Below are 10,289 nucleotides of genomic sequence, written 5' to 3' on the forward strand. Positions count from 1 at the left end.
AAAAAAAAAGAAAAAGAAAAAAAAAAAAAAGGGCGGGGGCCGCGCGCCCCCCCCGGTGAGGAGCACGAAGGGTTTAAATCGCCCAGCCGCCGGCGTAGAACACCACCAGCGCCACAGCGATAATCACCGTGCCGAGGTTCAGTTTGCGCCACTCGCCGGAGACCAGACGGCCAATAACCAGGGTCGCGAAACCGATCATGATGCCCGTCACGATGTTACAGGTCAGCACGATAAACACCGCGGTGATCAGGCCAGCCATCGCGTCAACAAAGTCATTGAAATCGATTTTCGCCACGTTGCTCAGCATCAGCAGGCCAACGTACATCAGCGCCGGCGCGGTCGCGTAGGCCGGCACCAGATAAGAGAGCGGGGAGAGGAACAGGATCAGCAGGAACAGGACACCGACCGTCACCGCGGTCAGACCGGTTTTACCACCGGCCGCGGTACCCGCCGCCGATTCGATATAAACCGCCGCCGGCGCCGCCCCGACTAAACCGGAGAAGACGCTGCTCAGGGAGTCGGTGGTCAGCGCTTTACCGCCGTTGATGATCTGTCCGTCCTTATCCAGCAGGTTCGCCTGGCCAGCCACCGCGCGGATGGTACCGGTGGCGTCAAAGACCGCCGTCATCACCAGCGCCAGCACGCTTGGCAGCACGACCGGGTTGAGCGCGCCGACGATATCCAGGCTGCCGATCAGGGAATTACCCTGGCCATCGCTCAGGGATGGCATAGCGAAAATGCCGGAGAAATGGACGTTGGGATCGAAAATCAGGCCGACAATCGACACGCCGATAATGGTCAGCAGAATGCCGCCCGGCACCTTCATTTTTTCCAGACCAATGATCACCGCGAGGCCAATCAGCGACATCACCACCGGGAAACTGTCAAAGTTGCCCAACGCCACCGGCAAACCGTCCAGCGGGTTTTTGATCACCAGACCAACGCCGTTGGCGGCGATCAGCAGCAGGAACAGGCCAATGCCGATCCCGGTACCGTGCGCCACGCCCTGCGGCAGGTTACGCAAGATCCAGCTGCGGATGCCGGTTGCCGAGATCACCGTAAACAGGACCCCCATCAGGAATACTGCGCCGAGGGCTACCGGAATACTGATCTGCTGCCCCAGCACCAGGCTGAAGGCGGTGAAGGCGGTCAACGAGATAGCGCAACCGATCGCCATCGGCAGATTCGCCCATAATCCCATCGCCAGCGAGCCAACGCCCGCTACCAGACAGGTCGAGACAAACACCGCGGCCGGCGGGAAGCCCGCTTTACCGAGCATGCCCGGCACCACGATGACGGAGTACACCATCGCCAGAAAGGTAGTAAGACCTGCAACAATCTCCTGACGCACGGTGCTGCCGCGCGCCGAAATTTTAAACCAGGCGTCCAATGAACCGCCGGTACGCGCTGAAGGCGTAGACATAGAAAACTTCCCCTGAAAATTTTTATCGTTCGTTGATATGCGTGGTGGACCGTCCACTGCCAGTTAAACGCGATCTCCATGTACCGAATCGCAGCGCCAGGGGGGCCGCAAAAAAGCAAACGTTTAACTCCGCGCATACACTACGGTGGTCAACCTTATCGCCTCCCCCGGACAGCAGAAAAAAGGGGGAGCGAAACAGAAAGGCAAACGATTATCCGGCCTTTAGATAACCCTTTTCAACCGATGTTTATCGTATTTCGCTAAATTTCGCTTATGACGAACAGAAAATGACCAGCCGATGCGCAAACGTTATCGTCTATGCGCAATCCGCTAACAATTTTTTAGTGAGTTGCTTTCATTTATCGACGTCATCGGATCCGCTGATATCTCAGGCGCCGGGTAAGGTGAAGGGGCCGCCGCGCTCGATGGCGCGTTGCCAGGCCGGTCGCTGTTCCACTCGCTGACGCCAGGCCTCGATATGGACAAGGTCATGCATGCCGCCGCGCGCCAACAATGCCATCACCGGGAAGCTCATCTGGATATCGGCCATGCTCAGCCGCTCGCCAGCGAACCATGGCCGCGCGGCAAGATGGTCGTCAATGAACCGCGCATGGGTGGCCAGCTGCGGATCGAGCCACGTTTTCTGTATCCCCTTGCCCAGCAGCGAACCCAGCGAGCGAACGCCAAAGGGCACAGGGGGTTTGCCAAGGCTGGCGAACACCAGCTTCATTAACAGCAGCGGCATCAGCGAGCCTTCGGCATAGTGCAGCCAGAAGCGGTACTGCAGTTTGTCGTCAATTCCCTGCGGCTTCAACAACCCGCCGCTGTCCCAGGTTTCCTGCAAATACTCGAGGATCGCCCCGGACTCCGCCAGCACATAGCCGTTATCTTCCAGTACCGGTGATTTGCCCAACGGATGGATTTTTTTCAGCGCCGCCGGCGCCAGCATCGTTTTCTCCCGCTGATAGCGGACTATCTGATAAGGCAGCTGCAGCTCTTCCAGTGCCCACAGTACGCGTTGCGATCGTGATTGATTAAGATGATGTACCGTCAGCATGAGCCTCTCCCGTAGTTTGTTCAAATTAACTATAGAAACAGGCGCTCATTGCCGGGAAAATTTCAGCAAAATAGTGAGGAAAAAGCGACGGCAGATGCCATAGTTAAAGTGTCGACGCAAACCGGAACCTCCATCAACAGATTGCGCAATACTGAGGGACGTCGACGTCGGGGGAAACCCTCTCGCGAACCAGCGAGATAATGCGAAAGACCAAGACCGGAAAACAACTAAAGCGCCCAGTTGTGGCGCTTTAGTTTTATCACTCGTCTTCCAGCAGCCGGGCGCCGGTTCCCTCTTCCCCCAGTTTATCGCCCGGGTTGCGCAGCGGGCAGTCGCGTCGCGATAAACAGCCGCAGCCGATACAGCCGTCGAGCTGGTCGCGTAGCGCCGTCAGGGTATGAATGCGCCGATCCAGCTCCTCACGCCACTGCGATGACAGCATCTTCCACTCTTTTGCGCTGAGATTGTGCCCTTCCGGCAGCACGCCAAACGCGTCGCCGATAGTGGCCAGCGGGATGCCAATACGTTGCGCAATTTTGATAATCGCCACCGCGCGCAGAACGTCACGCCGGTAGCGCCGCTGATTGCCGGCATTCCGCTGACTGTGGATCAATCCTTTACTCTCATAAAAATGGAGGGCCGAGACCGCCACGCCGGTTCGTTTTGCCACTTCTCCAGGCGTCAACAGCATTTTGATGCGGGGTGATTTCTTTTCCATAAAGCGCTTTACCTCAAGTTAACTTGAGGAATTATACTCGCCTGCAGACAAAACGACGAATCGAGAATTGAGAGAGGCCGCTTTATGTCCCATCAGGATATTATTCAAACTTTGATTGAATGGATTGATGAACATATCGATCAACCACTTAACATTGATATAGTCGCCAGAAAGTCAGGATACTCGAAGTGGTACCTGCAGCGGATGTTCCGTACCGTGATGCATCAGACGCTGGGGGACTATATTCGCCAGCGCCGCCTGCTGCTGGCGGCGGAGGCGTTGCGAACCACCCAGCGGCCGATCTTTGATATCGCCATGGATCTGGGCTACGTCTCGCAGCAAACCTTCTCCCGGGTGTTCCGCCGCGAGTTTGACCGCACTCCCAGCGACTATCGCCATCAGATCTCCGCGTGACGCGGCGGCTGAGGCACGTTCGCGGGCGCGGGAGCATTGGCTAACCACTGCATAAACTCCCGCGCCGGCATCGCTTTCGCAAACAGCCAGCCCTGGCAATACTGTACGCCGCGCTTGTAGAGCCAGCTTACCTGCTCCGGCGTCTCCACGCCTTCTGCAATCGTCTTTAACCGCAACCCGCGCGCCATCTCGATGATATGCTCAGCAATCAGGTGGCTGGTGTTGTTGGTGGTGAGCGTATCGACGAAGGTTTTATCGATTTTAAGGATATCGACGTTCAGCGCGTGCAGATTATGCAGATTCGAGTAGCCGGTGCCGAAATCGTCGATGGCAATTTCATAGCCTGCTTCGCGGAACGCCTGGATCACCGGCGTGGTCTTCGGTACGTCGATAAACCCGCGCTCGGTCACTTCGATTTTGATTTGTCCGATACAGACCGCGTAGCTGTGCGCTTTCTCACTGATCTGTGAAATCAGCCGCGCCGAATGGAAATCCGACGCAGAGAGATTGATGGCTATATACAACTGTGGATGGCTGGCCAGAAACTCACCCATTTCATAAAACAGTTCATCCACCACGTAGTCCGTGACCTGGGCAATCATGCCTTCATTTTCCGCCAGCGGAATAAACTCCGCCGGGTTCATCACCGGACCGTCAAACCCAGGCCAGCGCAGCAGCGCTTCCGCCCCAACGCAGCGGTTATTTTTAATATCGATAATCGGCTGGTAGTGCAGGCGCAGCTGGCGGCAGCTCAGAGCCCGCTGCAGCATATTGCGCGGCGAGTGATACTGTCGGCGGGTGCGCGACCACACCAGCACCAGTAAAATACTGCAAATTATCCCCAGCGGCAGCGTCAGACTGGCCTGGTCACAAAAGTTGTGATAGTAGCTGGCCCGCGAGGTGGACATAATGACGGCGATGGGGCGAATAGCGGAGCGGGCGATCGTATACACCCGGCCATTCTGATTAAAAAAGGTATCGCCTTCGCGAATTAACGCATGGAGTTCCGCGGGCTCGACATTGTTACTTACCGAGAAAAAGAGGTTGGTTTTGGTATCGAAAACGCCATAGGCTAAATCGCGGTCGCTGGCGATCACCGAGCTGTACGAGAAGGGATTAACCACCACAACATAGGGCCCCTTCTGCATATAATTCATGGCAAAGCCCGGATAAAACGGCGTGTCCCGGTAATAGTAAATCGCGACATCCGGCTTTTTGGTGTAATTAGCCGCCGGCATCCGCCAGCCGGTTTGCTGATGAACGGACGTTGAACAGATAAAGCGCTGGCCGTTAGCGTAGATCAGATCTTCCACATACAGCAGGCCGCGCACAATATGCAGTAAATAACGCTGGTGCTCCGCTGAACACAACTCACCGCGATACTGGCTGGCTTTAGCCCGAGCCTGATCCGCTTCCCGGATGACCATTTCCGTTTTTTGCAGCGCCAACTGCGAAAATGAGTGTAATTGATCAATGGTTTCGGCTTTAGCCCGCAGCTGGGCAAACCACAATGCCAGCACCACTGGCAATAAAATAACCAAACCTGTTCCGATGAGTCTTAGCGCCTTATGCGGCGCACTGTCACCCATTTACGCTTACATCCATGCGATATGCCTTAATTAAGGTAGCCCGAACACGTTAGCAATCGCGATTGCGATAGACATCAGCTGACATCCGACAGCCCTCACGAGCGTCAGTTTTACCTCTGATGGTGATGAATAATACTTATTTATCAGGTATTCGGAAGATATTCCGGCAAGATTAAGAATAGACGCGCATCTGACTCGGTTTCTCCGTGTAATAAACAAGAACAGGTAATAAAACCCGCAGAATAATAATCATTAGGCAGTGAATGAAAATATGTTTCCCGGGGTTGCTCACCAATATCCACACAAAATTCATAGTTATTAAACGCAGCAAAAGCTCATTTTTTGACTGGTGAATAAAGCGCCAAGTGTGATATAGTTCACACAAGTTGATGAAACAGAAATGGCGTTTCATCACTCTCTAGTACGCCAGTTGAGACCAGAGCGCTATGCCATCGTCAGTCGCGCCAGGTCGTCCATGGCTCCCGACTTTCTTTGAGGATAGGTTAATGGCTTCCATTACTACCAGTGTCGTATTATTGCGCTGGCCCCTGGTGAGCGCGGTACTGATGTTTCTCGCCAGCTCACTGAATATTCAGCTTCGCAAAAGCGATTACGCCGGTCTGGCGGTGATCTGCAGCTGCCTCGGCCTGGCCGCCGCCTGCTGGTTCGCCACCGGTTTGCTCGGTATCACCCTGCTTGATATAGCCAAAATCTGGGGCAATATCAAAGATGTGATGATTGAAGTCATGAGTCAGACGCCGCCAGAGTGGCCAATGATGATGACCTGAGGTTAAAAAGCTTCCCGACGGGAAGCTTTTTCGTTTTCTGCAGCCCTTATTTCCCTAATTTCGCCATCATCTCCGGACGCATAAATTTATGGATCACCACCATAAAGAGCAGCGATGGGACCAGCAAAATCAGCGCGGTAATCGACGAGACCTGATAGTTACCCGACATGCTGGCGTTATAGAGCAGCAGCGGCAGCGTGGTGATATCCGGCGCCCCGACGAAGAAAGTGCCGGTAAACTCATCCAGCGACTCCAGAAAAACAAAGATGCTGGCGGCAACGATCCCCGGCGCCGCCTGCGGCAGCACGATGTGCCAGAAGGTATACATCGGTCCGGCGCCCAGGTTACGCGATGCCCGCGCCAGCAGCGGGTCGATGGCTGAAAACGCGGCCACACAGATCCACACCGAGTACATCAGACCGTGGACGCTATGCACCAGCACCACCCCTGCGATACTGCCGTTCAATCCCCACTGATAAAACAATCGGGCAACATTCATGTATACCGTCAGGTTAGGAAAGGCCTGCGGGATAAGAAATAGCAGCATGAACAGCATCCGTAATGGCATTTTCCGCCGGGAAAGCGCATAGCCGGCGGGTACGGAAATCAGCAAACAGACCCCCACCGATAACAGAGCGATCAGCACGCTGGTTAACAGCGAGCTGGAGACATCGCTGTATGGATTGAAAACCTGATACCAGTACTTCAGCCCCCACCGACTGGGCAGCGAATGGGGAAAATACCAGCTTTCCGCTACGGTCCAGATCAACAGGTTCAGCAGCGGACCAAACATCGCCAGCAGCATAAACAACAGCAGCAGGGTCTGCAGCACCGGACTGGCGCGTACTTTACGGCGCCCTTTCACCCACCATGCCGGGGTTGATACGAGGGCCAGCGCTTTCATGATTCACCGCCTTTTTGCTGCAGGCTGTGGCGCAGGTAAAACCACGACAGCGCGCCGCAGATCGCCAGCGACACCACGCCAAGCGCATTCGCCACCGCGTAATCACCATAGGAATTGACGCGAAATGCCATATCCACGGTTAGCATCGTCGGGGTCCCCACGCCGATCATCAACGGTACCGACAGCACCGACATCATGGTCACCGTCGACAGCACCAGCGCCACGCCGATAGTCGGCAGGACCTGCGGCAGCATGATATCGAACAGGATCCGCGGCCGGGAGGCGCCAAGATTACGTGCAGCAAGGATCTGCGACGACTCCAGCGCCGCCATCGCCCCGCAGATCAGCAGCGTGGCAAAGGCCAGTTGCTTCCAGACAAAGGTGATCACTATCCCTTTCCATCCCAGCCAGGAGAGCGTCTCCAGCGGCGTGACCAGGTCGGCCGCCACCAGCGCATTGTTCATCAGGCCATTTTTGGCGAGAAAAGTGCGCATCATCTGGGCAACAACGATAAAAGGAATAAACAGCGGCAGGCGATACAAAAAACCCAGCAGACGCACAACGGGTCGGCAGGGTGACAGCGCAATCACTGCCGACAGGGTAATGGCGAGCAGCGCTAACAGCGCCACCGAGATCAGCACAATAAGCAGCGAAAAGAGCACATCGCTGGCGTAGAGCGCATAGACCTTGCGGAAGTGATCGAGGGTGAACGGCTGTCCCGGCGCGGTAAACGCCGAGACCAGCGAAAACCCCAGCGGATACAAAAACAGGATCGCGATCATCAGCGCCGCCGGGGCAACCAGCAGCAGATATTTTAATGAACTGGACATAATAAACCTGGCGTCAGCACAAGCAAGCGCCCGGGACGGCGGCCCGGGCTGGAAAAAGGTTTAATTAGCCACCTGGCTTTCGTAACCCTCTTTGATATCGTCAAAGTAGGGGGCGATCGGGAAGCTTTTGCCATACTTCGCCAGCGCTTCCGGCGAGATTTCGGCAAACAGCTTTTGCCAGGTCGCCGCATCCAGCTTCGGCTTCACCTGCCCGGCGTCGATGCCCGGATACCAGTTGAACTGCTTGACGATCCCCTGCGCCTGCACTTCCGGGCTGGTGGCCAGCGCGATAAAGTCGCGCGCCAGCTGCGGATTCGCCGCCTTCGCCGGGATGACGTAATACATCGGCTGGCCCGGCATGCCCGGCGCCAGTAAAGCAAGCTTGATCGACGGCGGCAGCTTGCCCTGATCTTTCCAGCTATAGAACATATCGACCCACACCGGGCCCATGGCGATTTCCCCCCGGCTCAGCATATCGAGCGTCCCGGCGTTGCCCGGGGTGAAAGTTACGTTTTTATTGAACGCCTTTAGCTTCTCATAGGCCTGCTGCCAGCCTTTTTCGACGCTTTTATCATAGGGCCCGGCGGAGAGACGCTGGGCATCGGTCCCGTAGGCGTAGATCCAGCCCACCACAAAGCTGACGCCGGACATGCCGTTCTTGATGCCGTTATAGCCAAAAGCCTGCGGGTGTTTCTGCGTCCAGGCCACCAGCTCGTCATACGACGCCGGCGGGGTAGTGACCAGATCGCTGTTCCAGGCGATAGCGGTCTGGCTTAAGAACATCGGCATCACGTATCCGTCAACGTTAACGCCCAGCGCCTGGGTGGCGCTCGGCGAACTCACCATGCCGCCGGTCTGAATATCCTGACGGTATTTTTGCAGCAATCCCTTTGCCACCTGCTCACCGCCCGCCTTCTGGTGCACTACCGCGACGTCGATATCCCACTGCTGCGCGCCGCTCTCCTGCTGGGCCGTTAGCTTCTCGCTAATTTTATTCGACCCGGCGTCGCCGGGGCCGGTACCGATCACCCGCACCTTGACGCCGGGATGAGCGGCTTCAAATTTTGGCCCCAGCCAGGTTTTTACATAATCCACCATATTCTGATCGCCCGCGGTGGCGACGTTGAGAATGGTGTCGGCCTGTGCGCCAAGGCTCAGGAAGAGGGTCGTTACGATCGCTGCTTTCGTCTTAGTCAACATGGATTGTCCCCAGAATGAACACGCTGATATCACTGTGATAGTGGTAAAGGAAAAATATGCAGGGCCGGCGTTGGCACATGGAGCCGAACGCGGCTTTTTGTCGGCCAGCACTGCGCGGCATCCGCCAGCAGCAGGCGGTCATGGCAGCGCACGCTGTGACGATACAGATTGCCCAGAAACGCGCTTTGCTCCACCACGCCTTCCAGAGCCAGCCCCTCCTGCGGCGCAGGCTGCGTTAATTCAGCGAGCGCGGCATCGGCGCTGCGAAAATAAATAACGTTGTCACCCTGCTGAGCGGCAGATAAACCGGATATTGCGGCAGCGGATAATTCACCGGAAATTATTTTATTATCGGCCCCCATAAAATCAGCGACGAAGGGCGTCGCGGGGCGTTGATATATTTCTTCCGGCGTGCCGGTTTGTTCAATACGCCCCTGATTTAATACCGCAATGCGGTCCGCCATCACTAAGGCTTCCTGCTGATCGTGGGTGACAATTAATGACGTGAACCCCAGTCTCTTTTGCAGAGATTTAATTTCATGGCGCACATTCAGGCGCACTTTGGCATCCAGATTAGATAACGGCTCATCCAACACCAGCACCTGGGGCTCTATGGCCAGGGCTCTCGCCAGCGCCACCCGCTGCCGCTGGCCGCCCGACAGTTCGGTCACTTTCACCTCGCCAAGCCCTTCGAGATTGACTATTCGCAGCAGCTCCGCCACCCGCCGCGCGATATCCGCCCCCCGCCATTTGCGCAGCTTCAGGCCATAGCCGATATTGCGCGCTACCGTCAGGTGCGGCCACAGGGCGTAGCTTTGAAATACCATGGTGATATTGCGCTGCTCCGGCGCAAGATGAGTGATCGTTCGGCTGGCAATAGCCACCTCGCCGCTTTGCACCGGAATAAAGCCGCAGAGGGCGTTCAGCAGCGTGGTTTTTCCGCATCCCGACGGGCCCAGTAGAGCAATCATCTCTCCCTGCTCTACCGCCAGATCGATATTATGTAAAACCACCTTATCGCCATAACTAATTTTAAGGCCGGAGATCTGTAAATAACTCATATTCGCTACCTGAAAGCGCTGCTGCGGCATTTTTTTTAGCAAGGTGAACACGTGTTCATTTGGCTGTAAAAAAAATGCAACGTTGACTCGACATGATGTGGGCCTACTTTGTCGGGTATTTATGACAATTTAATTAAGCGGCAAAAAATTTTGGCGAGGGTAAATGAAAATAGATGTGCTTGGCTGCGGGAGCGCCTTTTCCTGCACGCAAAATACCTCCGCGCTGCGGGTGATCGATGCGGACAACAAACAGTGGTTAATCGACTGCGGCCCCACCGTTCCCCGCGCGCTCTGGCAGCGCGGCG

Annotated in this window: 10 protein-coding genes and 1 pseudogene; 3 read left to right on the plus strand and 8 right to left on the minus strand. The window is 55.9% G+C overall.

The features are described 5' to 3' along the window. Nucleotides 1-73: 73 nt before the first annotated feature. The 3 genes from HMPREF9538_RS09205 to soxR all read right to left on the minus strand — a co-directional run bounded on the left by HMPREF9538_RS09205 (nt 74) and on the right by soxR (nt 3,198). Nucleotides 74-1,423: an NCS2 family permease gene (locus HMPREF9538_RS09205; RefSeq protein ID WP_002885079.1), complete on the minus strand. Its 1,350-nt coding sequence runs from the start codon at nt 1,421-1,423 to the stop codon at nt 74-76. A 388-nt stretch (nt 1,424-1,811) separates the two neighbouring features. Further along, nucleotides 1,812-2,480, minus strand: a complete 669-nt coding sequence (locus HMPREF9538_RS09200; RefSeq protein ID WP_002885078.1) for a glutathione S-transferase family protein — start codon at nt 2,478-2,480, stop codon at nt 1,812-1,814. Nucleotides 2,481-2,739: 259 nt separating this feature from the next. Further along, complete coding sequence (gene soxR / locus HMPREF9538_RS09195; protein WP_002885077.1) at nt 2,740-3,198, minus strand: redox-sensitive transcriptional activator SoxR; 459 nt, start codon at nt 3,196-3,198, stop codon at nt 2,740-2,742. Between the two features lie 84 nt (nt 3,199-3,282). On the opposite strand from soxR, the gene soxS reads away from it, so the two are divergent. Next, nucleotides 3,283-3,612, plus strand: a complete 330-nt coding sequence (gene soxS / locus HMPREF9538_RS09190; RefSeq protein ID WP_004151738.1) for a superoxide response transcriptional regulator SoxS — start codon at nt 3,283-3,285, stop codon at nt 3,610-3,612. Here soxS and HMPREF9538_RS09185 read toward each other — a convergent pair. After that, a complete protein-coding gene (locus HMPREF9538_RS09185) occupies nt 3,597-5,201 on the minus strand; it encodes an EAL domain-containing protein (protein ID WP_009485611.1) in 1,605 nt (534 codons plus the stop codon). The genes soxS and HMPREF9538_RS09185 overlap by 16 nt on opposite strands. 506 nt (nt 5,202-5,707) lie before the next feature. Here HMPREF9538_RS09185 and HMPREF9538_RS09180 point away from each other — a divergent pair. After that, on the plus strand, nt 5,708-5,989 hold the full coding sequence (locus HMPREF9538_RS09180; RefSeq protein WP_002885064.1) for a YjcB family protein: 282 nt from the start codon (nt 5,708-5,710) through the stop codon (nt 5,987-5,989). Nucleotides 5,990-6,035: 46 nt separating this feature from the next. Here the strand turns inward: HMPREF9538_RS09180 and HMPREF9538_RS09175 are convergent, their stop codons facing one another. The 4 genes from HMPREF9538_RS09175 to HMPREF9538_RS09160 are packed head-to-tail and all read right to left on the minus strand — an operon-like array spanning nt 6,036 to nt 9,984. Next, nucleotides 6,036-6,893 carry an ABC transporter permease gene (locus HMPREF9538_RS09175; protein ID WP_009485613.1) on the minus strand — a complete coding sequence of 286 codons (858 nt, stop codon included), beginning with the start codon at nt 6,891-6,893 and terminating at the stop codon, nt 6,036-6,038. Next, entirely contained in the window at nt 6,890-7,723 is an 834-nt protein-coding gene (locus tag HMPREF9538_RS09170) for an ABC transporter permease (protein ID WP_004177833.1), read from the minus strand. The genes HMPREF9538_RS09175 and HMPREF9538_RS09170 overlap by 4 nt, the downstream gene beginning before the upstream one ends. Nucleotides 7,724-7,783: 60 nt before the next feature. After that, nucleotides 7,784-8,923, minus strand: coding sequence for an extracellular solute-binding protein (locus tag HMPREF9538_RS09165; RefSeq protein ID WP_004177835.1), 1,140 nt, complete (start codon nt 8,921-8,923; stop codon nt 7,784-7,786). Between the two features lie 29 nt (nt 8,924-8,952). Continuing rightward, the gene (locus tag HMPREF9538_RS09160) at nt 8,953-9,984 is read right to left on the minus strand and encodes an ABC transporter ATP-binding protein (protein WP_004177837.1); all 1,032 of its coding nucleotides are present in this window, start codon (nt 9,982-9,984) and stop codon (nt 8,953-8,955) included. Between the two features lie 163 nt (nt 9,985-10,147). Here HMPREF9538_RS09160 and HMPREF9538_RS31705 point away from each other — a divergent pair. Further along, nucleotides 10,148-10,289 (plus strand): annotated as a pseudogene (locus HMPREF9538_RS31705) (ribonuclease Z); the annotation flags it as partial.

This window comes from Klebsiella sp. MS 92-3, assembly GCF_000195655.1.
Classification (GTDB): Bacteria; Pseudomonadota; Gammaproteobacteria; order Enterobacterales; family Enterobacteriaceae; genus Klebsiella; species Klebsiella pneumoniae.